17 protein-coding genes and 1 tRNA gene are annotated in these 21,512 nt (G+C 67.7%); 5 read left to right on the top strand and 13 right to left on the bottom strand.

Translation table 11 applies throughout. From position 1 onward, the window contains the following. Positions 1–9: 9 nt before the first annotated feature. Positions 10–1,848, bottom strand: a complete 1,839-nt coding sequence (gene ilvD, locus AC07M7_RS20160) for a dihydroxy-acid dehydratase (RefSeq protein WP_495208139.1) — start codon at positions 1,846–1,848, stop codon at positions 10–12. 509 nt (positions 1,849–2,357) lie between these two features. Between ilvD and AC07M7_RS20155 the strand changes: the two genes are divergently transcribed. Both AC07M7_RS20155 and AC07M7_RS20150 read left to right on the top strand, forming a co-directional pair. Beyond that, entirely contained in the window at positions 2,358–2,930 is a 573-nt protein-coding gene (locus tag AC07M7_RS20155; RefSeq protein ID WP_014038869.1) for a DUF1190 domain-containing protein, read from the top strand. 7 nt (positions 2,931–2,937) lie between these two features. Next, positions 2,938–4,116, top strand: a complete 1,179-nt coding sequence (locus AC07M7_RS20150; protein ID WP_495208138.1) for a glutathionylspermidine synthase family protein — start codon at positions 2,938–2,940, stop codon at positions 4,114–4,116. Between the two features lie 537 nt (positions 4,117–4,653). Here the strand turns inward: AC07M7_RS20150 and AC07M7_RS20145 are convergent. The 8 genes from AC07M7_RS20145 to AC07M7_RS20110 all read right to left on the bottom strand — a co-directional run bounded on the left by AC07M7_RS20145 (position 4,654) and on the right by AC07M7_RS20110 (position 14,261). Continuing rightward, on the bottom strand, positions 4,654–5,952 hold the full coding sequence (locus AC07M7_RS20145) for a DUF58 domain-containing protein (RefSeq protein ID WP_495208137.1): 1,299 nt from the start codon (positions 5,950–5,952) through the stop codon (positions 4,654–4,656). Next, a complete protein-coding gene (locus AC07M7_RS20140) occupies positions 5,949–6,935 on the bottom strand; it encodes an AAA family ATPase (protein WP_012512415.1) in 987 nt (328 codons plus the stop codon). The genes AC07M7_RS20145 and AC07M7_RS20140 overlap by 4 nt, the downstream gene beginning before the upstream one ends. After that, entirely contained in the window at positions 6,932–8,116 is a 1,185-nt protein-coding gene (locus AC07M7_RS20135) for a DUF4350 domain-containing protein (RefSeq protein ID WP_136639204.1), read from the bottom strand. The genes AC07M7_RS20140 and AC07M7_RS20135 overlap by 4 nt, the downstream gene beginning before the upstream one ends. Continuing rightward, complete coding sequence (locus AC07M7_RS20130) at positions 8,113–9,729, bottom strand: DUF4129 domain-containing protein (protein WP_495208136.1); 1,617 nt, start codon at positions 9,727–9,729, stop codon at positions 8,113–8,115. The genes AC07M7_RS20135 and AC07M7_RS20130 overlap by 4 nt, the downstream gene beginning before the upstream one ends. Then, entirely contained in the window at positions 9,719–10,711 is a 993-nt protein-coding gene (locus AC07M7_RS20125) for a stage II sporulation protein M (RefSeq protein ID WP_295380696.1), read from the bottom strand. The genes AC07M7_RS20130 and AC07M7_RS20125 overlap by 11 nt, the downstream gene beginning before the upstream one ends. Further along, complete coding sequence (locus tag AC07M7_RS20120) at positions 10,708–11,397, bottom strand: RDD family protein (protein ID WP_136639201.1); 690 nt, start codon at positions 11,395–11,397, stop codon at positions 10,708–10,710. The genes AC07M7_RS20125 and AC07M7_RS20120 overlap by 4 nt, the downstream gene beginning before the upstream one ends. 123 nt (positions 11,398–11,520) lie before the next feature. Continuing rightward, entirely contained in the window at positions 11,521–12,051 is a 531-nt protein-coding gene (locus AC07M7_RS20115) for a gamma carbonic anhydrase family protein (RefSeq protein ID WP_295380699.1), read from the bottom strand. A gap of 89 nt (positions 12,052–12,140) precedes the next feature. After that, positions 12,141–14,261, bottom strand: coding sequence for a methyl-accepting chemotaxis protein (locus tag AC07M7_RS20110; RefSeq protein WP_495208135.1), 2,121 nt, complete (start codon positions 14,259–14,261; stop codon positions 12,141–12,143). A 183-nt stretch (positions 14,262–14,444) separates the two neighbouring features. Here AC07M7_RS20110 and AC07M7_RS20105 point away from each other — a divergent pair, with 183 nt between their 5' ends. Beyond that, a complete protein-coding gene (locus tag AC07M7_RS20105; RefSeq protein ID WP_337302366.1) occupies positions 14,445–14,900 on the top strand; it encodes an Rrf2 family transcriptional regulator in 456 nt (151 codons plus the stop codon). Further along, positions 14,890–15,795, top strand: coding sequence for an NAD(P)/FAD-dependent oxidoreductase (locus AC07M7_RS20100; RefSeq protein ID WP_253079776.1), 906 nt, complete (start codon positions 14,890–14,892; stop codon positions 15,793–15,795). The genes AC07M7_RS20105 and AC07M7_RS20100 overlap by 11 nt, the downstream gene beginning before the upstream one ends. A 151-nt stretch (positions 15,796–15,946) precedes the next feature. Here AC07M7_RS20100 and AC07M7_RS20095 read toward each other — a convergent pair whose 3' ends face one another. The 4 genes from AC07M7_RS20095 to AC07M7_RS20080 form a co-directional block, all read right to left on the bottom strand. Further along, positions 15,947–17,167 (bottom strand): RtcB family protein, encoded by a 1,221-nt coding sequence (locus tag AC07M7_RS20095; protein WP_495208134.1) that lies wholly within the window; start codon positions 17,165–17,167, stop codon positions 15,947–15,949. 56 nt (positions 17,168–17,223) lie between these two features. After that, complete coding sequence (locus AC07M7_RS20090) at positions 17,224–18,348, bottom strand: slipin family protein (RefSeq protein ID WP_495208133.1); 1,125 nt, start codon at positions 18,346–18,348, stop codon at positions 17,224–17,226. A 353-nt stretch (positions 18,349–18,701) separates the two neighbouring features. Continuing rightward, positions 18,702–18,774, bottom strand: a tRNA-Gln gene (locus tag AC07M7_RS20085). A 647-nt stretch (positions 18,775–19,421) separates the two neighbouring features. Beyond that, positions 19,422–20,378, bottom strand: a complete 957-nt coding sequence (locus tag AC07M7_RS20080; RefSeq protein ID WP_253079773.1) for an aldo/keto reductase — start codon at positions 20,376–20,378, stop codon at positions 19,422–19,424. Positions 20,379–20,547: 169 nt separating this feature from the next. Between AC07M7_RS20080 and AC07M7_RS20075 the strand changes: the two genes are divergently transcribed. Beyond that, on the top strand, positions 20,548–21,405 hold the full coding sequence (locus AC07M7_RS20075) for a class I SAM-dependent methyltransferase (protein WP_495208132.1): 858 nt from the start codon (positions 20,548–20,550) through the stop codon (positions 21,403–21,405). The last annotated feature ends 107 nt before the right edge of the window (positions 21,406–21,512 follow it).

The raw sequence follows: 21,512 nt of genomic DNA, 5'->3' as shown, positions 1-21,512 counted from the left end.
GCACACAGATCAGTCGCCGAGCAGGGCGGTGTTGCGTACGGCGCCCTTGTCGGCGCTGGTCGCGAGCAGGGCGTAGGCCTTCAGTGCGCTGGTGACCTTGCGCGGGCGCGGCGCACGCGGTTTCCAGCTGCGTGCATCGGCGTCGGCGCGGCGCTGGGCCAGCGTGGCTTCGTCCAGCAGCAGATCGATGCGGCGGGCGGGGATGTCGATGCGGATGCGGTCGCCATCTTCCACCAGGCCGATCGTGCCGCCGCTGGCGGCTTCCGGCGACACGTGGCCGATCGACAGGCCCGAGGTACCGCCGGAGAAACGCCCATCGGTGAGCAGTGCGCACTGCTTGCCCAGTCCCTTCGATTTCAGGTAGCTGGTCGGGTACAGCATTTCCTGCATGCCGGGGCCACCCTTCGGGCCTTCGTAGCGGATGACCACCACGTCGCCGGCCTTCACCTCGTCGGCGAGGATGCCGGCCACGGCCGCGTCCTGGCTTTCGTAGACGCGCGCGTTGCCTTCGAACACGTGGATCGATTCGTCCACGCCGGCGGTCTTCACCACGCAGCCGTCCACCGCCAGATTGCCACGCAGCACGGCCAGGCCGCCTTCGGCCGAATAGGCGTGCTCGACGCTGCGGATGCAGCCCTCGGCACGGTCCACGTCCAGCGTCGGCCAGCGTGTGGCCTGGCTGAAGGCCACCTGGGTGGGGATGCCGGCCGGGCCGGCACGGAAGAAGTCCTGCACGTTCGAGTCGCTGCTGACCGCCACGTCCCAGCGTGCGATGGCGTCGGCCAGGCTGCGGCTATGTACGGTCGGTACGCTGGTATCCAGCAGTCCACCGCGCGCCAGTTCACCAAGGATGCCGTACACGCCCCCGGCGCGGTGCACGTCTTCCATGTGGTACCTGGGCGTGTTCGGCGCCACCTTGCACAGCTGCGGCACGCGCCGCGACAGTGCATCGATGTGGGTCAGGTCAAAGTCCACTTCCGCTTCCTGCGCGGCGGCCAGCAGGTGCAGGATGGTATTGGTGGACCCGCCCATGGCGATGTCCAGGGTCATCGCATTGGCGAACGCGGCCTGGGTGGCGATGCCACGCGGCAGCGCAGTCGGGTCTTCGCCGCCATACCAGCGGTGGCACAGCTCGACGATCAGGCGGCCGGCGCGCAGGAACAGTTGTTCGCGGTCGGCGTGGGTGGCCAGCGTGGAGCCGTTGCCGGGCAGCGACAGGCCCAGCGCTTCGGTCAGGCAGTTCATCGAGTTGGCGGTGAACATGCCCGAGCACGACCCGCAGGTCGGGCAGGCACTGCGCTCGAACTCGGCCACTTTTTCGTCGCTGGCGGTTTCGTCCGCGGCGATCACCATCGCATCGACCAGGTCCAGCTTGTGCTCGGACAGTTTGGTCTTGCCCGCTTCCATTGGTCCGCCGGAGACGAACACCACCGGGATGTTGAGGCGCAGTGCGGCCATCAGCATGCCGGGGGTGATCTTGTCGCAGTTGGAAATGCACACCAGCGCATCGGCGCAGTGCGCGTTGGCCATGTACTCCACCGAGTCGGCGATGATTTCGCGGCTGGGCAGCGAATACAGCATGCCGTCGTGACCCATGGCGATGCCATCGTCCACGGCGATCGTGTTGAATTCCTTGGCGACGCCGCCGACTTTTTCGATCTCGCGCGCGACCAGCTGGCCGAGGTCCTTCAGGTGTACGTGGCCGGGCACGAACTGGGTGAAGGAGTTGGCGATGGCGATGATCGGCTTGTGGAAGTCGCCGTCCTTCATGCCGGTGGCGCGCCACAGGGCGCGGGCGCCGGCCATGTTGCGGCCGGCGGTGGAGGTACGGGAACGGTATTCGGGCATGGCTGGCGGAACGGGCGGGCCGTACGACGTGGGGGTCGCCCGATCATGGCCAATTTTTTCGGTTGCTGCTGCAACCACCGGATGTGGTCGGGCCGGGCTGCGCCCGGCACCCGCAGTAGTGCCGGCCGCTGGCCGGCAACCTCAACAGCAACAGCTGGGCTATCCGTGGGATGGCGGGGTGGGTCCGGTGGCAGGGGACGGCGCAAGTACGTCCATGTAGCCTCGGTCGCGCCTTGCTCGTGTGCGCTTCCCTGCGCACGCGGCAAGACCGGGGTTGAGCGTCCTGCCCAACCCGCCCGAGGCATGCCTCGCGCCCATGGCGCTCACGCCCCTGCCACCGGACCCACCCCGCCTTTGACAGTTGGCCGCGATCTGAGGGGATCCGACCCCGATTCCTGATTGGAACGACGAAAATGAAAGTCCGTTCATCTTTCGGACTTTGCCGATTCCGGTTGCTGGTCCGGATTTGGCATCATTGGGGCATTGATCCGTCGACAGGGCATGAGGCCATGAAACGTTCCCGCACCACCGCGCTGCTGCTGATGAGCGCTGCGCCGCTGCTGTTCACCGCCTGCCAGAAGGAGCCGGAGGTGAAGGTGCAGGAAGGCCTGTACACCTCGGTCGAGGCCTGCACCGAGGCCACCGGCGATCCGTCGTCGTGCCGCAATGCCTTCGCGGAAGCGCAGAAGCAGGCCGCCGATGCCGCGCCGAAGTACGCCAGCAAGGAAGCCTGCGAGAAGGACTACAAGCCGGAACAGTGCGTGCAGCAGCACACCTCGGCCGGCACCTCGTTCATCGGCCCGATGATGATGGGCTTCTTCATGTCGCAGATGCTGAGCAACCGCGGTGGCCTCGCTCCGCAGGCGCCGGCGGCGTCGCCGGCCTACCAGGACAAGAGCGCCGGCTGGGCGCGTCCGGCACCGGGCGGCAGCGGTGGCCTGAACACCGCCAGCGGCATCGGCGCGGGCAAGGCTGGCCTCGCCCCGGTCACCAGCGAGCCGAACCGTGCGGTCACTGCCAGCCGTGGTGGCTTCGGCAACACCAGCGCGCGCCGCAGCACCAGCGGCAGCTACGGCGGCTGATCGACCCATGCAGCGTATCCGGATTGCCGAGCGTGCCCAGTGGCGGGCACGCGCGGAAGAGGCGGGTTTCCGCTTCCACACCATCGATGGTCAGCCGTACTGGGATGAGAGCGCGTACTACGCCTTCACCCTGCGCCAGATCGAACAGGACATCGAAGACCCCAGCGCCGAGCTGCACCAGATGGCGCTGGACCTGGTCGGTGATGTCATCGGCAGCGAACGGTTGATGGACCAGCTGGCGATTCCGTCGCACTACCGCGACTGGATCGCCGACAGCTGGCGCCAGCGCCAGCCGCACCTCTATGGACGCCTGGACCTGGCCTACGACGGCACTGGCCCGGCCAAGCTGTACGAACTGAACTACGACACGCCGACCTCGCTGTTCGAGGCCAGCTTCTTCCAGTGGCAGTGGCTGGAGGACCAGCGCAACGCCGGTCGCCTGCCGCAGCATGCTGACCAGTTCAATGCGATCCATGAGGCGCTGGTCGAACGCTTCGGCGAACTGGCCACGCAGCTGCCGCCGCCGCTGTATTTCAGCGCCGTGGGCAGTTCGGAAGAAGACCGCGGCACCGTCGATTATCTGCGCGACTGTGCGTCGCAGGCCGGCCTGCATGGCCAGACGATCGCTGTCGAGGATATCGGTCTGTCCGAGGACGGTCGCTTCACCGCGCTGGACGATTCGGTGATCGGCACGCTGTTCAAGCTGTATCCACTGGAAGACCTGATGGCCGAGGAATTCGGTCGTGCGCTGCCCGGCTCGGGCGTGCAGCTGCTGGAGCCGGCGTGGAAAGGGGTGCTGAGCAACAAGGGCATCCTGCCGTTGCTGTGGCAGCGCAACGTGGGCCATCCGAACCTGCTGGAAGCGCATTTCGATGACGGCAGCACGCTGGCCTCGGGCTGGGTACGCAAGCCGCTGTTCTCGCGCGAAGGTGCCAACATCGAGATGCACCTGGCCGATGGCAGCACCCAGCGCAGTGACGGTCCCTACGACGGCCCGGCGATCATCCAGCGTGCGCATCCGCTGACTCGCTTCGAAGGCGGTTACCCGCTGATCGGCAGCTGGGTGATCGGCGACCACGCCTGCGGCATCGGCATCCGCGAGGACGACAGCGCGATCACCCGCGACAGTGCGCGCTTCGTGCCGCACGCGATCATCGATGAGGCGCCAACGCGGATCTACGTCTGATGGCGGTGCGGCGCCCCCGGGCCGGCGTGGGCAACCGACGCCGGTCGTAGAACAACCGCTGTAGGTAGTGGCCGACCTTGGTCGGCGCTGTTGATTCCGTGCCAACCAAGGTTGGCATCCACCAGAGCGATGCGTCGGTTGCTGCAGGGATAGCGCCGGCCGCTGGCCGGCAACCGCAGTTGGTAGAGTCCGACCTTGGTCGGCGCTGTGGGTTCTGTGCCAACCAAGGTTGGCACCCACCAGAGCGATGCGTCGGTTGCTGCAGGGGTAGTGCCGGCCGCTGGCCGGCAACCGCCGTTGGTAGAGTCCGACCTTGGTCGGCGCTGCGGATTTTGTGCCAACCAAGGTTGGCACCTACCAGAGCGGTGCGTCGGTTGCTGCAGGGGTAGAGCCGGCCGCTGGCCGGCAACCGATGTTGGTAGAGGCCGACCTTGGTCGGCGGTTTGGATTTCGTGCCAACCAAGGTTGGCACCTACCAGAGCGGCCGCGAACCAGCGCAATGCGTCGGTAGCGCCGGGCCATGCCCGGCGCCATCGATCAGAGCAGCCCTTCGCGCTTCACTGCCAGGTAGCGCTCGACCAGTGCGGCAGGCAGGGCATCGGCAGTCACGTCCAGCACCATCACCTTCTCGCTGCGCAGTGCCTCATGCGCCTTCGCGCGCTGCTGCAGGTACAGTGCAGCGGCACCGGCCTGGGTCGCGTCCTCCAGGGTCTGCACGTCACCTTCCAGCGCAGCGTCCAGTTCGCGTTCGCGCAGGCTGGCCACGCACACCAGATGGCGGCGCTGCAGCAGGCGCACCGCCGCCAGCAGGTCCTCGATATCCTCGTCGCGCACGTTGCTGACCAGCATCACCAGCGCCCGCCGGCGCTGGCGCAGCGACACCTCGGTGGCGGCGGCCAGGTAGTCGGTGGCGACTGCGCGCGGCTGCAGGTCGTAGCTGGCGCGCAGCAGGTGCTCGACCGTGCCCATGCCACGCTGCGGCGCCACCCAGCGGCGTTCGCCACCGGCAGCGAACAGGCCGGCGGCATCGCCCTGGCGCAGCGCCAGGTAGGCCACCACCAGCGAGGCGTTCAACGCGTGGTCGAAGTGCGAGAGCCCGCCTTCGCTGGCCAGCATGCGCCGGCCACTGTCGAGCATCAGCAACAGCTGCTGGTTCTTCTCGTCCTGGTACTCGCGCGAGATCAGCTTGCGCGCACGTGCGGTGGCCTTCCAGTCGAGCTGGCGCAGGCTGTCGCCGATGCGGTACTCCCGCATCTGGTGGAAGTCGGTGCCTTCACCCCGGCGGCGCTTCACGTGCGCACCGACCAGCCGCGAGGCCTGGTCGGCACTGAACAGGGCGAAGCGGGTGAGTGGCACGAAGTTCGGATAGACCCGCACCTCCAGCGCCGGCGGCAGCGTGCGTTGCTGCCACCACAGGCGCCACGGCGAGCGCATGCGCAGGTGCACGCCTTCGAAGCGGAAATGCCCACGCTGCAGCGGCTGCAGGTGGTAGTGCAGGGTGGAGGCACTGCCGCCCTGCAGGCGTACGCGCTGCGGCAGTGATTCCAGCGGCCAGCCGCCGGGCACCAGGTCGAACACCTGCACCGTCATCGATTGTCCGGCCCGCAGGCGCAGCGCGGCTTCGCGACGCACGCCCAGTGCCAGCGCCTCGGGCAGCTCGCGTTGCACCTGCGGCGACGGTCGCCGCGACTGCCGCCACAGATCCATCAACGCCGGCACGGCGATCGCCAGCGCCACCAGCGCCCAGCTCCAGCGCGGCAGCACGCCGCCGAGCACCAGGCCGCCCAGCGCGGCCCAGGCCAGCAGCAGCAACAGCAGCAGCGGTGCCGGTCTCATCGACGCGGCGCTTCCACCTTGGCCAGCAGGGCGCCCAGCACGTCGTCGGCGTCCTGGCCTTCGATCTGCAGTTCCGGTGCCAGCGCGATGCGATGGCGCAGCGCAGGGCGCGCGATGTCGCGCACATCATCCGGAGTGACGAAATCACGACCGGCCAGCACCGCCTGTGCACGCGAGGCACGCACCAGCGCGATGCTGCCACGCGGGCCGGCGCCGACCGCGATACCCGGCCACTGCCTCGTCGCCGCCACGATCCGCACCGCGTAGTCGATCACTTCGTCGTCAACCGTGATCGCGGCGGTGGCACGCTGCAGTTCCAGCAGCTCACCAGCACCGAGCACGCGCGGCACCTGGCTCAGGTCGAAATCGCTGGCGGCGCGGCCGCTGGTGATCGCGGTCACCATGCGCTTCTCGTCCTCCAGCTGCGGGTAGTCGATCAGGACCTTCAGCAGGAAGCGGTCGAGCTGTGCTTCCGGCAGCGGATAGGTGCCTTCCTGCTCCAGCGGGTTCTGCGTGGCCAGTGCCATGAACGGCGGCGCCAGGGTGAAGGCCTTGCCTTCGATGGTCACCTGGCCTTCCTGCATCACTTCCAGCAGCGCCGACTGGGTCTTGGCCGGTGCGCGGTTGATCTCGTCGGCCAGCAGCAGGTTGGTGAACACCGGACCGCGACGGATCTTGAAGCTCTCGCTCTTCGGGTCGTACACGGCGTGGCCGCTGACGTCGCTGGGCATCAGGTCGGGGGTGAACTGCACGCGGCCATAGTCCAGTTCCAGGGCCTGTGCCAGTGCGCGCACCAGCAGGGTCTTACCCAGCCCGGGTACGCCCTCGATCAACACGTGACCGCCGGCGAGCAGGGCCACCAGGATCTGGTCAAGCACCTCGGCCTGGCCGATGAAGGCGTGGCCGATAGCGTCGCGGATGGCATCGACGCGTTCGATCAGGCGGGCGTTCGCGGCCGCCGGCAGCTCGGGGACTTCGGTCATAGCAGGGATCTCATCTGGAGCAGCAAGCGGATGCGCTCGCGCAGGGCGGAGGAATCGTGCGGCGGAGGGGGGGAGAGCGCGCTGGCGACGCGGCTTTGCGGCCACTTCAGCAGCTCGGCGATGGCCTGATCGCGCGGCGCGCCGTCGAGTGCGGCGGCAACCGGCGCGCGCAGGCGCAGGCGGTGCAGGAACAGCGCGAGCACGGCCTCGTACAGGCGCGTGCCGTGACCGAAGCGCAGCAGCAGTTCGCCACTGGCACGCACGTGCTCCAGCAGCGAGCGGCGTTCCAGCACCGGCGACGGCAGCAGGCTGCCGAAGCGCTGCGAGCGGCCCCACAGCCAGCCCAGCAAAGCCAGCAGCAGAGGCACCCACAACGGCCAGCCCTGGTAGAACAGGCGCGCCCACAGCGATGGCGGTTGACTGGCATAGACCAACCAGACCGCCCCCTTGCCGTAGTTCGGATCGAGCAGGTAGCGGGTCAGGTCGCGGTGGGCGGGATCATGCAGGCCGTCGCTGGCCTTGCCGGCAGTAGCCGCCAGGCGCGCTGCAGGCGAGTCGACATCGCCGCGCATGAATTCCATGTCGGCCAGTACGCTGACCCTGCCCTGTCCGTGGCGCAGGCGCGCGAACACCAGATCGCGATCACCGCCCCAGCGTCGCTCGGCCTGCGCCTTGGCGGCAAAGCCAAGCGTGAAGCGGCGGCCACCGCAGAATTCGCTGTGACCGGTGTCGTCGTCGATATGGAACGGCTGGCAGTCGCTGCGCTGGAACAGGCTGTCCACGCCCAGCTGGTCCAGCAGCGGCCCCTGCGTGCTGCTGGCATCGTCTTCGGCCGGCGGCGGCGTGCGCACCAGCAGATGGCCGCCACGGTCGACCCAGTCCAGCAGCTGCTTCACGGTGGGTGCCGGCAGCTCGCTGCTGTCCTGCAACAGCACCACGGTGTCGTGCGGCGCCAGCGCCATCTGCTGCAGCTCAAGCCGCGGCCGCGCGTGCACGTCGATACCGTCGGCGCGCAGCGCCTGGCCCAGCACGTACAGCGGGTTGTAGGCGGCTTCGCCCTGCGGCGGCAGCGGAAGCGTTTCGGTGACCCGCTCGTGCGTGCGCAGGTAGAGGATGGTCAGCGGCACGCCGAACAGCACCAGCACGCCCAGCAGCAATGACCAGAACAGGCGCGGGCTCATGCCTGCCACCGGTACTGCTGGCGCAGGGTCTCGGCCAGCGCGTCGAAATCGCTGCGGCTGGGCAGGCGTCCACCATAGGCGGCGTACTGCCACATGCGCACGATGCGCGCGAAAAGATCACGGTCGGCTGCTTCGGGCATGCGCCGCGATGCGCGCAGGCATTGTGCTTCGGTAGCGCCGGGTGGCAACGCGATGCCGCTGCGCTCGCCGACGGTACGCACGCTGGCACGGTACAGCAGCGCCAGCGCCTGGCGTGGCCGGCCCTGGTCCCACAACAGGCCGGCCTGGGTGGCGACGTCCGGCGGCAGCACCACCGGCAACGTCACCTGTTCCTCCACCACCTGCGGTGCCGCCTCGGCCTTGCGCCGCCCGCTGCCGCGCAGCCACGGCAGCCACAGACGTGCGGTCAGCAGCAGCACCAGCAGCAGGACGCCGAGCAGGCCCCACAGGCCCCATTCGGCCAACCGTGCCAGCCAGGCGATGCCGTCCTTGCGCGGCTTGCGCTCGCCCTTGTTGCTGCTGTCGCTCTGCAGCGATTTGTCTTCCTTCTTCTTTTCCTCGGCCTTTTCGATCGGCTTCCAGTGCGTGACCTGACGGGTCGGGCGCTGCAGCGGATCCTCATAGGCACGGTTCACCGCCTGGCGGAAACCGGCGGTGTCCACCGGCGAGGTGCCGAAGATCGTTGCCGGGGTGTTGGCCGGGTCGATCGTGGCTTCGTCGTCGTCCGTATCGGCGCCGACGTCGCTGGGTTTGCCCAGCACACGCTCCGGCCCGGCATCTGCGTCCTGCGCATGCACCGATGCGGAGACCAGTGGCAGCGCCAGGCAGAGCAGCAGGGCCAGCGTCGATGCGGCCGGCACCAGACGATCGCGCAGACGGCGCAGGGCGATTTCCACGTCCCAGGCTTCCATCTGCGTGCGCCGGTTCAGATACAGGCCGAAGCCGCCACCGACGAAGAACGGGCCGATCATCACCGAGGCCAGCCAGCACGCCAGGTTGAAACCCAGCCGCGCCCACGCCGGTGTATCCCGGCCGATCATGTCCCACGCTGCGCGCCAGGATTCGGACATCAGCTCCAGCGGCATGAACATGAACACTGCGCCGATCGCACCCGATACCAGCGCCGCTTCGAAGGCCATGCAGGCCACGGTCAGTACCAGTGCTGCGCCAGCGGCACCGGCCGCCACTGCGCGCCGACGTGGACCACGCTGGTCGGGGGCGTTGCCCTCCAGCAGGTTCACCGGCAGGCACAGGCTGCGCAGCACGCTGAAGCGGCGCCATCCCAGATAGCCCCAGAAACCGTTGTTGCCCCAGTGACGCTGGACGCGCAGCGCTGACAGCGCACCGACCGGCTCGCCGAAGATGCCGCGCGACAGCACGTACAGCGGTGCGCGTTCGAACAGCGGCTTGCACCACCACATCGCCAGCCAGGCCCAGCCGAACGCATCCAGCCACCAGCCCAGCGCGTTGAAGATCACGAACAGCGGTGCGCTGGCCAGCAGCCAGCTGCCCCACACCGCACGCGCGTGCCGGCGGGCGAGGGCGTTGCCCAGCTCCATGGCTTCCCAGCCGCTGCGCGCCCGCAGCACCACGTCCAGGTGGTCAATGCGCATCGCTGCCTCCGCGTCCGCCGCGCCACAGCCACAGCAGCACGCCGGCCCACAGCACGCCGGCCACGCTGAACTTGCCCCACGCCGGCACTTCGGCGATCGATGACCAGAACGCTTCAATGAAGGCCGCGACCAGCAGCATGAAGGCGACGCCGAGGCACAGCCGGGCGCCGATGCGGCCGCCGTCGACCAGTGCATCCAGGCGGCTGCGCCGGCCCGGTGCCAGCAGCTTCATGCCCAGCTGCAGGCCGGCGCCGCCGGCAATCACGATCGCGGTCAGCTCGAACGCGCCATGGCCGACCACGAAGCGCCAGAACGGGCCACCATGGCCGATGTGCTGCAGGTGGCCGGCCACCGCACCAATGGTCACGCCGTTGAACAGCAGCACCAGCAGCGTGCCCAGCCCGGCCAGCAGGCCGCTGGCAAAGGTGCGCAGGGCGATGCTGATGTTGTTCATGATGTAGTGGCCGAACATCATCCAGTCGGTGCCGCTGTCGCGGCCCAGGCGTTCGGCGGCCGGGTCGTACATGCGCTCCATCGCGGCGATCTGGCGGTTGTCCATCAGCATGTGGATCAGGTCCGGGTGGACCTGCGCCAGCACGAAGCAGGCCAGCGCTGGCAGCGCGAACATCGCCAGCGCCACCCACATGCTGCGTGCCTGGCTGCGCACCAGCAGCGGGAAGTCGGCCACCAGGAATTCCAGCGCCGCGCGCCAGCGCGTCGGCGGTGTGCGGTACAGCACGCTGTGGCCCTGCTGCATCAACTGCTGCAGGCGCTGCACCAGCTGGGGGCTGTAGCCGCGCTCACGGGCCAGCGCCAGCTGCTGGCACAGGCGTCGGTAGCGCTGCGGGAAGGCGGTGTCGTGCAGCGACAGACCACTGGCCTTCCGGCGCGTGCGGCGCGACACGCCAGCGCGCAGCAGCAACCATTGCTCCAGGTCCTGCCATTCCTGCTGGTAGCGGGCGACGAACTGTTCCTGCTTCATCGCCGGCCCAGCAGCCAGTTGGCCATCGCGTACAGGCGCAGCACACCGATCTGGCCGTGGGTACCGGTCAGCGGTTCGACGATGCCGGCCAGCTCCTGCTGGCGCGCCGGTGACAGTCGAGGTGCGCGCTCGGCGAAGGCCATCAGTGCCGCCTGCTCTTCCGGCCGCAAAGGTTGTGGCGGAGCCAGCACGCTGTCGATGGTCGGCGGTGGCGGCAGGTACAGCGCCGGTGCGTGCACCACCACGGTGCCTGCCACCAGATCACCGAGGCGACGGCCATGCGGATCGAACAGGCTGCTGATCAGGCCCAGTGCATAGCCGAACGGCAGCATGTCCACGGTGCGCAGCAGGTTGCGGGTGACCGCGGCCATCCAGCCCACCGGCGCGCCATCGCGGGCGAGCACGCGCAGGCCCAGCGCACGCTTGCCCAGGGTACGGCCCCACAGCGCTTCGCAGATGATCGGGTAGGCCCAGTAGACCAGGAACATCAGCGCCAGGTAGAGCCCGGTGCCGAACTTGTCCAGCAGCGCCAGCGGGAACGACATCAGCACCAGCACCGCGATGCGCACGCCGAGATCGACCAGCCAGGCCATCGCCCGAGGCACCGGGCCGGCCGCCGGCAACTGCAGCGGCACACCCTCCGGCGTCACCACCTCGCGGTAGGTATCGAGCATCGGTGCGGCCATCAGCGCGATGGCCTTCGTTGTGGGCGCCGGAGTCCTCTCCAGCAGGCAGCCACAGGCATGGGGTTCTCGACAGGTCCTGGTCGGGCCCAGACTTTAACAGAGCCGCATGGCGGCGTTGGCCGCTCAGCCCAGGTATTCATCCTTCAGCCGCACGTAGTGGTCGGCTGAGTAATGCAGCGCTTCGATCTCCTTGTCGCTCAGCGTGCGTGCCGGCCGGGCCGGATTGCCCACCCACAGCTCACCTTCACCCACCACCTTGCCCGGGCCGATCACCGCACCGGCACCGACGAAGCCATGGCGCTCCACGCGGGCGCCATCGAGGATGCAGGCACCCATGCCGATCAGGCTGTAATCGCCGATCGTGCAGGCGTGGATGATGCAGCCGTGGCCGACCGTCACGCCTTCGCCGATCAGGGTCGGGTAGCCGGCCTTGTTGTACGGGCTGTGGTGGCTGACGTGGATGATGGTGCCGTCCTGCACGTTGGTGCGTGCACCGATGCGCACATGGTTGACGTCGCCGCGGATGACCGTGCCCGGCCACACCGACACGTCGTCGGCCAGTTCCACGTCACCGATGAGGGTGCAGGCCGGATCGATGTACACGCGCTCGCCGAGGACGGGCATCTTGTCGCGGAAAGGGCGCAGCGGGTTCATCGGTGTCTCCGGAAATCAGGGCGTTCACGACGATGATACCTGCGTGGTGCGCACGGGTAGTGCCGGCCGCTGGCCGGCAACCGGATCAATCAGGCCGCGCGCGCCAACGCGTCCTTCGCTGCCGCCGTAGTCGACAGATCGAACACATCCACCGCGTCGATCAACCGGTTCGCCTGTTGTTCCAGGCTGCGTGCCGCAGCGCTGGCTTCCTCCACCAGCGCGGCGTTCTGCTGGGTGGTGCCATCCATCTGGATCACCGTCTGGCTGACCTGTTCAATGCCCGCGCTCTGCTCCTGCGAGGCAGCGGAAATCTCGGCCATGATGTCGGTCACACGCTGCACCGACGCCACGATCTCGGCCATGGTGTCACCGGCCTCGCGCACGCGCTGCGCGCCGTGGCCGACCTGCTCAACCGAGGTCTCGATCAGTGCCTTGATCTCCTTCGCGGCAGCGGCCGAGCGCTGCGCCAGCGTGCGTACTTCACTGGCGACCACCGCGAAGCCGCGACCCTGTTCGCCGGCACGCGCCGCTTCCACCGCAGCGTTCAATGCCAGGATGTTGGTCTGGAACGCTATGCCATCGATCACGCTGATGATCTCGGCGATCTGCCGCGACGAGGTTTCGATCGCGCCCATCGTCGTCACCACCTGGCCGACCACGCTGCCGCCGTGAGAGGCAACGGTATGCGCGCCGATCGCCAGCTGGTTGGCCTGGCGTGCATGCTCGGCGTTCTGGCGCACGGTGGAGGTCAGTTCCTCCATCGACGCGGCGGTCTCTTCCAGATTGGCCGCCTGCTGCTCGGTACGACGCGACAGATCGTTGTTGCCGGCGGCGATCTCTGCAGCCGCAGTGTGGATGTTGCCCGAGGCGTGCTTGATGTCGGTGACGATGGTGGCCAGCTGCGCGGCAGTGGTGTTGGCATCGCCGGCGATGCGTGCGAACACGCCCTGGAAATCGCCGTGCATGCGCGCGCCGAGGCGACCATCGGCGATCGCACGCAGCATGCTGGAGACCTCGCCGAGGTTCTGCTCGGTGGTCTGCATCAACCGGTTCAGGCCATCGACCATCGCGCGGAAATCGTGCTCGAAGCCTGCGCTGTCGCCGCGCTGGCTAAAGTCACCGGCGGCAGCGGCTTCGGCCAGGCGGCGGATCTCGCCATTGATCATGCCGAGATTGACCTTGGCGGTATCCAGCGCGTCGGTGATCACGGCCTTCTCGCCCGGCAGCCGCTCCATGTCCTGGCTGAGGTCACCGATGGCGTAACGGCCCATGATCGCAATCGCGCGCAGCTTTACCTGGATGTGCGCATCGACCAGCGCGTTGCTGTCGGCCACCATCGTGCCGAATGCGCCGGGGAAGGCACTGGCATCCATGCGGTGGCTGATGCTGCCGGCTTCATGCGCCTGTGCCATCGTGGCCTGTGCATCGAGCACACCGCGCAGCGTGGACTGCACGGCCTGCATGGCCTGCGCGAGCCGACCGATCTCATCGCGGCTGCGCACCTGCACAACATGCTGCAGATCACCGGCAGCTACTGCGCGCGCAGCGGCTTCCACCGCCAGTACCGGCTGTACCACCGCACGCCGCAGCCACCAGCCCAGGCCGATCAGCAGCAGCACGGCGGCCAGCACGGTCAGCGCCGCGCACAGCAGCAGCGTCTGCCGTGCCTGCTGCGAACGGGCGGCCACCGCCGCTTCGGCCACCTGCGTGGCGTGCGTACTCAACGCATCCAGCGCGGTTGCCACCGGGCAGTCCTTGCCGCGCACGAGGTTGTCGCCGGCGGCGGGATCGTAGCTGGCCTCGGCGAACGCCTGCAGCGCCGCGTGATAGTCCTGCTGCAGCTGCGCATGCAGGCCGATGAAGGCCTGCGCCAGTTCACGCGTGCGTGCATCCGGGCTGCTGACCAGGCCCTTGGCCAGCTGTTCGACCAGACGGCCCTCGCTGTCGAAGGCGTCCAAGTGGCGCTGGCGCAACGCGTCGTCGTGGCCACGCAGCAGTACGTTCTTCCATTCCTGCACCTGCCCGCGGAACTCGCGCTGCAGGCGCTCGGCGTCGCGGCTGTGGGCGACTTCGGGCGGAACCTCGGTGGACAGTTTTAACCAGGCGGAGGCGAGGCCGGCCAGAGCACACAGCAGGACCACGGCCAGACCAACGGAAACCGCGCCGAGCAGCTTGGACTGCAGGCGCGGAGCACGGACAGACGCATTCATGTGGAAGGACTCTCGGGAAGGGGCAATGCGGTATCGACCCGATGCGCACACCCTGAAGTGGGATGCGCGTCACATTCGCGTTTCGTTTAGTGATGTGAAGAAACTATTTCATAGGACAGATATGTCCATATGGAACGAAAGCAGACCCTCGACAGAGGAATTAAATGTAACTATTGTCGTTACATGAAATCCGCGAACCCGCTTTCCGACGCTCTGCATGTGATGGCGCACCTGGTCGGCCATGCCGCACCGCGTACGTCCGAACAGCTGGCGTCGTGCCTGCCGACCCATCCGGTAGTGATCCGCCGCCTGCTGGCGCAGCTGCACAGGGCCGGCCTGGTGCGCAGCACGCGCGGCCATGGTGGCGGCAGCGTGCTGGCCCGCGACGCCGCAGCGATCACCCTGCATGACATCTACCTGGCCGTGGGTGCACCGCCGCTGGTGCAGGTCGGTGCCCGCGATTCCGGTGGTGGCTGCCCGATCCAGCAGCTGGTCAACAGCGCCCTGCTCGAAGGCGCGCGCGAGGCGCAGCGGTTGCTTGAGCAGCGCCTGCAGGCGACCACGCTGGACCAGCTCGGCGCCGACTTCGCCCGCCATCTCGCCCATCACCGTTCCCTGGAAGGTCACCATGAATCCTGATGTGCTCATCGTCGGCGGCAGCTATGCCGGCATTGCCGCCGGCCTGATCCTGGCCCGTGCCCGTCGCCCGGTCACCGTCATCGACGCCGGTTCACCGCGCAATCGTTTCGCCAGTCATTCGCACGGGGTGATGGGGCTGGATGGCATCAGTGGCGCCGAGCTGCTGAAGACCGCGCGTCAGCAATTGCTGGACTACCCCACGGTGCGTTGGGTGCATGCCGAAGTAGAGCACGCCCGCACCACCGCCGAAGGCGTGGAAGTGCGTACCGCCGATGGCCAGGTGCTGGCCGCGCGCAAGCTGCTGCTGGCAAGCGGCATCGCCGACCAGCTGCCGGAACTGCCCGGACTGGCCGAGCGCTGGGGCAGCACTGTGCTGCACTGCCCCTACTGCCACGGCTATGAAGTCGGTGGTGGTGCCATCGGCCTGCTCGGCGGCCATCCGATGTCCGCCAGCAAGGCGCCGCTGTTCGCCGACTGGGGCAACGTCACGTTCTTCAGCATGGGTCTGGAGATCACCGATGAGGAACGCGCCGCCATGCAGCAGCGTGGCGTGCACATCGAGACGTCACCCGTGCTGGGTGTGCAGGGCGACCAGCCGACCTGGCTGGAAGTGGAGCTGGCCGACGGCCGCCGCATCGCACAGCGTGCGCTGTTCGTGCCGGCCACCCAGGCGATGGCCACGCCGCTGGTGCAGCAGCTGGGGTGCACATTGGTCGAGAGCCCGCTGGGCGTGCTGATCGAGGTCGACATGATGAAGCAGACCTCGGTGCCGAACGTGTATGCCGCAGGCGATGCGACCACGGTAGGCAACATCACCCTGGCCGCCGCCGAAGGCGTGCGGGCGGGGATCGGCGTGCATCATGCGCTGGTGGCCGAGGACAGCGTGCCGCGCTGATCGCAGCACCGGTAGCCGCCGACCTTGGTCGGCGCCGCTCCATCCACGCATGGCGTGGAAGAGCAGTCGAGCAAGCTCGACGCTACGGATCCCGGGCATCCATTCGCCCGTGCCCGTCGAGCAGGTGCCGGCCGAGGCCGGCACCGTTCCATCATCCCTTCACGCACAGCACCTGGCGCAGGGTGTGCAGCACGTCGACCAGGTCCAGCTGTGCGGCCATTACATCGTCGATCGACTTGTACGCGGCCGGCGACTCATCCAGCACGCCGCTGTCCTTGCGGCATTCCACATGCGCGGTGGCCTCGCGGTGCTGGGCCAGCGTGATCTGCTGGCGCGCAGCGCCACGGCTCATTACCCGGCCGGCACCGTGGCTGCAGCTGTGGAAGCTGTCCGCGTTGCCCTTGCCACGCACGATGTAGCTGCGCGTGCCCATGCTGCCGGGAATGATGCCCAACTCGCCCTCGCGGGCACTGACCGCGCCCTTGCGCGTCACCAGCAGCTCCTGGCCGTGGTGCGTCTCCTTCTGCACGTAGTTGTGGTGGCAGTTCACCGCCATCGCCGCCAGCAGGAACTTCGGCAGCCGGTGGCGCATCTCGCCCAGCACCCGCGACATCATTGCCTCGCGGTTCTGCCGGGCGTAGTCCTGCGCCCACGACACCGCCTCGACGTAGTCATCGAACAGCGGCTCGACCTCCATGAAGAACGCCAGGTCCTTGTCCGGCAGGTGGAAGCCGAGCACGCGCCGGGCCAGTTCCTCGCGCGCGTTCTCGATGAAGTAGGTGCCGATCAGGTTGCCGGTGCCGCGAGAGCCGCTGTGCAGCATCACCCACACCGTGTCCGTCTCGTCCAGGCACAGTTCGATGAAGTGGTTGCCGCCGCCCAGCGTACCCAGCTGGCGATCCAGCTTGTCGGTGCGGATCTTCCGGTGCTTGTCCTTGATCTTCTCCAGGCCGGCGGCCAGCCCGGACTGCACCAGCCGGGTGTGGATGCTGTCGGGCATGCGGTGATGCTCGCCGCCACGGCCATTGCCGACCGGGATGCTGCGCTCGATGCTGTTGCGCAGCTGCCGCAGGTCATCGGGCAGGTCATTGGCACGCAGCGTGGTACGCACGGCGGCCATGCCGCAGCCGATGTCGACGCCGACCGCGGCCGGGATGATCGCACCGCGGGTCGGGATCACCGAGCCCACGGTCGCGCCCTTGCCCAGGTGCACGTCCGGCATCACGGCCACCCACGGCCCGACGAACGGGATCGCGGCGATGTTGCGCAGCTGCTCATGCGCCTGCGCCTCCAGCGGCACACCGTTGACCCAGCCCTTGATCGGCGTGGTGCCCTCGGCGTGCAGCCATTGATAGTTGTGTTGAGTGTCCATGTCTTTGTGTTTGTCCTTGATGGGCCGGCGGCGCGTCCCTGCGCCGCCGCGACCCCCTACCTGATCGTCACCAGTTGCTTCAGCACGCCATCCAGGCCGCCGAACACGGTGAGCTTGTCGATCTTCTCGGTGACCTTCTCCAGTGCCTCCAGCTCCTTCAAGCGCATCAGCACCGGGTTGTCCTCGATCAGCTTTGCAGTGTTGAGCTGCGAACGCGTGGCGTTGGCCTCCTCGCGACGGCGGATCACGCTGGCCTGGGCCTGCTTCTCGGCCAGCACCACACCGTTGAGGATCTCCTTCATCTCGCCCGGTAGGATCACGTCCTTGATGCCCACGCCGAGCAACCGCACGCCGTGGCCCTCGATCGCGGCCTGCACATGGGCGGCGATCTCGCCGTCCAGTGCCGCCTTGTCGCCCAGCAGCTCGTCCAGGCTGCGCGCGGCAATCGCCTGGCGCAGGCCGAACTGCAGCTGTCGGTAGACGAACTCATCGGCATTGCTGAGCGTGCGGTGTGCCAGCACCGGGTCGATAACCTGCACGGTCGCGGCCAGGTTCACCCGCAGGGTCACCTTGTCGCGGCTCAGCAGTTCCTGGCCGGACACGTCCAGCGAACGCGCACGCAGCTCCACACGCTCCACCGACACGTTGCCGTTGAAGTTCCAGAACGCGTGCAGGCCGGCGTCCAGCATCTGCCGCAGCGTGCCATCGATGAACAGCAGGCCGACCGATTCGCTCGGCACGGTACTGATCACCGCTACACGCGGCAGCACGCCCAGCTGGCCCAGGCGCTGCTGCACGTCCGCCGGGATGCGCGGCTCGTCACCCAGCGCCATGACGCGCACCCGGGTGTCGACCGAGCCCCGCCAGTACAGTCGGCGGCTGCCCGGTGGCAGCACTTCATCGATACGGCCGTTGCGCAGTAACAGACCGACCTCGGTGGCGCCGACATTGGCCAGCACGAAGTGCGTGTCCAGCCGTGCGCCCAGCGCCTCGATCAGGCTGTCCTGGTCGCTGCCGGTGTAGGCCGCGCCCTTCGATGCAGTGTGGATGTCCACGTGCGGGCGGCCGCCGAACGGCGACAGGCGGTGCACGCCCGGCAGCAGGATCTGCTGGAAACGACGGTTGCGATACACCAGGCCGCGCTCGCCGTCGCCGATCACGACCTTGATGGTCCAGAACATGGGAGTCTCTCCTTGTATGGCTCTGGTGGTTCGACCCGATGGAATGAATGCCATGACCCGGGTCGATCAGGTCGTGGCAGGGCTGGCTGCACACCTTGTGCAGCTGGCGGAAGAGGGCGACCATCGGCGGACGGTCCGCACGCGGAGCCTTCGGTGCACCGGCACTGCTGCCATCGCCGTTCCCGGCAGGCAGCACCGGTGCGGAACGTGGCTGGCAGTGGTGGCGGGCCGGGGCCCGGCGTGCGGTCCGTTGCCGTTCCTGCGGTGCCCGAGGGTGTCTGCAGGGACGGCGACGATGACCGCTGGGGCTTGCGCCCCGGGTGCTGCTTCAAGTCATGACGTGACAGGTCATGTGGTTTGGAGTGGGAGTCGAACCCACGACAGACGGAATCAGGATCCGTTGCTCTACCCTACTGAGCTATCCAGTTGGGGACCGCGCGGAATCGAACCACGTACCGGCGAACCGGTGCCTGCCTCCAGCAGGCGATCCAGGCGATGGCATGTCCGCGACCTCCGGCATACGCCACGGCAACGCCGCGCGCACCAGCCCGTGGTGGAAACGGGACCGTTGGAGAATCGAGGGTGCAGACCACCGACATTATCGCGAGCGATAATGTTTGGGAGCGATGCAGATAATGTCCAGGCGTCGCCACTCGCGCGAAGTAAATCCTTCGGCGGGGCGGGAAAACCTGGGTCAGTGAGCGGCGGGTTGCCGCGCGGGGTGCAGTTCTGGCATCGCGGGTCCTTGTGCCGACGCAAACGAAAACGCCCCCGGGACTTGCGTTCCGAGGGCGTCGTCAGGCCTCGGAGATCGGGGTGGCCGATCTCCGCAGGGCGGGTATCAGGCCGTTGTCAGCTGGACTTCCTTGCCGAACGCGCGCGCCAGCACGTCCATGCGCAGGCATGGCAGCAGTTTGGCGATGGCGACGGAATGCGCGTTCAAGGGAAGTTTCCAGTGGTTGTTGAAACGAGGTGCGCACGATAAACCACGATTTAGTCGTGCGCAACCATTTTGTTCAATTATTTTCTTCGGTGCGCGTGTCATGTCGGCCAGCGGCCGGCACTACCGTGTCTCAAGCTTCCGTGCTGGCGGCATCCAGCTGCGCGACATCCTGCACGCTCAGCGACACGTTGGCTGCGGCCAACAGATCGTGCAGCTGTTCGACGCTGGTGGCGCTGACGATCGGCGCGGTGATCGACGGCCGTGCGATCTGCCACGCCAGTGCAATCTGTGCAGCGCTGGCGCTGTGCTTGCTGGCCACGTCATCCAGCGCCTGCAGGATGCGCAGGCCGCGCGGGTTCAGATAGCGCTTCACCACGGTCTCGCCACGCGCCGGGCTCTTGGCCGCATCGGCCGGCGTGCGGTATTTGCCGCTGAGGAAGCCACTGGCCAGCGCGTAGTAGCCGATCACGCCGATCTGTTCGCGCTGCACCAGCGGTTCCAGCTCCTTCTCGTAGCCGGCGCGGTCGTACAGGTTGTACTCCGGCTGCAGGGTTTCGTAACGCGGCAGCTTGTAGTCGGTGGATACCTTCAGCGCATCGGCCAGGCGCGTGGCGCTGTAGTTTGAAGCACCGATCGCGCGTACCTTGCCGGCTTCGATCAGGCGGCCGAACGCGGCCAAGGTCGCTTCCAGCGGCGTCGACTCGTCATCCTCGTGGGCCTGGTACAGATCGATCACGTCGGTCTGCAGGCGGCGCAGCGAATCCTCGACCGCCGCATTGATGTTGTCCGGGGTCAGGCCGGGGCGCTCGGCCCACTTGGCCACCTTGGTCGCCAGCACCACCTTGTCGCGCTTGCCGCTGCGGGCAAACCACTTGCCGATCAGCGTTTCCGATTCGCCGCCGGCATTGCCCGGGACCCAGGCCGAATACACATCGGCGGTGTCGACCAGGTTGAAGCCGGCGTCGACGAAGGCATCGAGCAGGGCGAAGCTGGCCTTTTCATCGGCGCTCCAGCCGAACACATTGCCACCGAAGGCGAGCGGACGTACATGCAGGCCGGAACGGCCCAGTTCGCGGGTTGCCGTCATGGGCACGGACTCCTTGGGGGAAGTGCTCCAGAATAGAACGCGTTGTGTGACCGCGCTGCGGCGGCGACCACAAAACAGTGTTCCGCGATGCGTACGCAGCTAACGTTTTGTGAACACCTGGGACGTCGCGGCTGCTAGTCTCGCCGCATCTTCCGCTGGAGTCGCCCTGATGATTGCTGCCTCTTCCCTGCGTGGTTGCCGCCTGCTGCTTGCTTCGGCCCTGCTTGCCGCTGTTCCCGCGTTCGCCGCACCGGCCACGGTGGCGCCGGCGAAGATCCAGGTGTCACCGGCCATCGATGCGGCGGTGAAGGCGTCGACCCGTGATGCCAACAACGTCAAGCGCGATGGCTTCCGTCATCCGGCGCAGACGCTGTCGTTCTTCAAGGTGACGCCGGAAAAGACCGTCATCGAGATCACCCCCGGCAACGGCTGGTACTCGGAGATCCTGGCGCCGTTGTTGCACGACAAGGGCCACTACGTTGCTGCGGTGGTCGATCCGATGGCGGTGCCTGAAGGCCGCGGCCGTGACTACCAGCAGCGCAGCCGCGACAGCCTGGAAAAGAAGTACGCCGGTGCACCGGCACAGTTCGGCAAGACCGCCGTGGTCGCCTACGATCCGGCCAAGCCGGTGTTCGGCCCGGCCGGTTCAGCTGACGTGGTGCTGACCTTCCGCAACGTGCACAACTGGCGCAAGGCCGGCCAGGCGCAGGGCATGTTCCAGGGCTTCTTCAACGTGCTCAAGCCAGACGGCGTGCTGGGCGTGGTCGAGCATCGCGCCAAGGCCGATGTGGCCGACGACGATGACACCGGCTACGTCGGCCAGCAGCAGGTGATCGCGATGGCCGAGGCCGCCGGCTTCAAGCTGGATGCGCGCAGCGAGGTCAACGCCAACCCGCGCGATACCAAGGACCACCCGAACGGCGTGTGGACGCTGCCGCCGACCAACCAGCACGACAAGGCCGATGATGCGAAGTACCAGGCAATCGGCGAAAGCGACCGCATGACCCTGCGCTTCATCAAGCCGTAAGGGGTGGTGCCGGGCTGGCGCATGTTGACTCTGTAGCAACTGTCTTGTCAGGCGGGGGCCATCTGGGCCTCCGCATCCCTTTTGCGGGCGTTGAGGATCACCAGCAT

The sequence above is a fragment of the Stenotrophomonas sp. GW821-FHT09E08 genome, from assembly GCF_059416125.1.
The sequence above is the reverse complement of the archived record's forward strand: the minus strand, read 5'-3'. Positions and strand labels throughout refer to the sequence as shown.

Excerpts from the sequence above, each read along its gene's own strand:
- ilvD (WP_495208139.1), bottom strand. The coding sequence starts at position 1,848 with ATGCCCGAATACCGTTCCCGTACCTCCACCGCCGGCCGCAACATGGCC.
- AC07M7_RS20155 (WP_014038869.1), top strand. The coding sequence starts at position 2,358 with ATGAAACGTTCCCGCACCACCGCGCTGCTGCTGATGAGCGCTGCGCCG.
- AC07M7_RS20150 (WP_495208138.1), top strand. The coding sequence starts at position 2,938 with ATGCAGCGTATCCGGATTGCCGAGCGTGCCCAGTGGCGGGCACGCGCG.
- AC07M7_RS20145 (WP_495208137.1), bottom strand. The coding sequence starts at position 5,952 with ATGAGACCGGCACCGCTGCTGCTGTTGCTGCTGCTGGCCTGGGCCGCG.
- AC07M7_RS20140 (WP_012512415.1), bottom strand. The coding sequence starts at position 6,935 with ATGACCGAAGTCCCCGAGCTGCCGGCGGCCGCGAACGCCCGCCTGATC.
- AC07M7_RS20135 (WP_136639204.1), bottom strand. The coding sequence starts at position 8,116 with ATGAGCCCGCGCCTGTTCTGGTCATTGCTGCTGGGCGTGCTGGTGCTG.
- AC07M7_RS20130 (WP_495208136.1), bottom strand. The coding sequence starts at position 9,729 with ATGCGCATTGACCACCTGGACGTGGTGCTGCGGGCGCGCAGCGGCTGG.
- AC07M7_RS20125 (WP_295380696.1), bottom strand. The coding sequence starts at position 10,711 with ATGAAGCAGGAACAGTTCGTCGCCCGCTACCAGCAGGAATGGCAGGAC.
- AC07M7_RS20120 (WP_136639201.1), bottom strand. The coding sequence starts at position 11,397 with ATGGCCGCACCGATGCTCGATACCTACCGCGAGGTGGTGACGCCGGAG.
- AC07M7_RS20115 (WP_295380699.1), bottom strand. The coding sequence starts at position 12,051 with ATGAACCCGCTGCGCCCTTTCCGCGACAAGATGCCCGTCCTCGGCGAG.
- AC07M7_RS20110 (WP_495208135.1), bottom strand. The coding sequence starts at position 14,261 with ATGAATGCGTCTGTCCGTGCTCCGCGCCTGCAGTCCAAGCTGCTCGGC.
- AC07M7_RS20105 (WP_337302366.1), top strand. The coding sequence starts at position 14,445 with ATGAAATCCGCGAACCCGCTTTCCGACGCTCTGCATGTGATGGCGCAC.
- AC07M7_RS20100 (WP_253079776.1), top strand. The coding sequence starts at position 14,890 with ATGAATCCTGATGTGCTCATCGTCGGCGGCAGCTATGCCGGCATTGCC.
- AC07M7_RS20095 (WP_495208134.1), bottom strand. The coding sequence starts at position 17,167 with ATGGACACTCAACACAACTATCAATGGCTGCACGCCGAGGGCACCACG.
- AC07M7_RS20090 (WP_495208133.1), bottom strand. The coding sequence starts at position 18,348 with ATGTTCTGGACCATCAAGGTCGTGATCGGCGACGGCGAGCGCGGCCTG.
- AC07M7_RS20080 (WP_253079773.1), bottom strand. The coding sequence starts at position 20,378 with ATGACGGCAACCCGCGAACTGGGCCGTTCCGGCCTGCATGTACGTCCG.
- AC07M7_RS20075 (WP_495208132.1), top strand. The coding sequence starts at position 20,548 with ATGATTGCTGCCTCTTCCCTGCGTGGTTGCCGCCTGCTGCTTGCTTCG.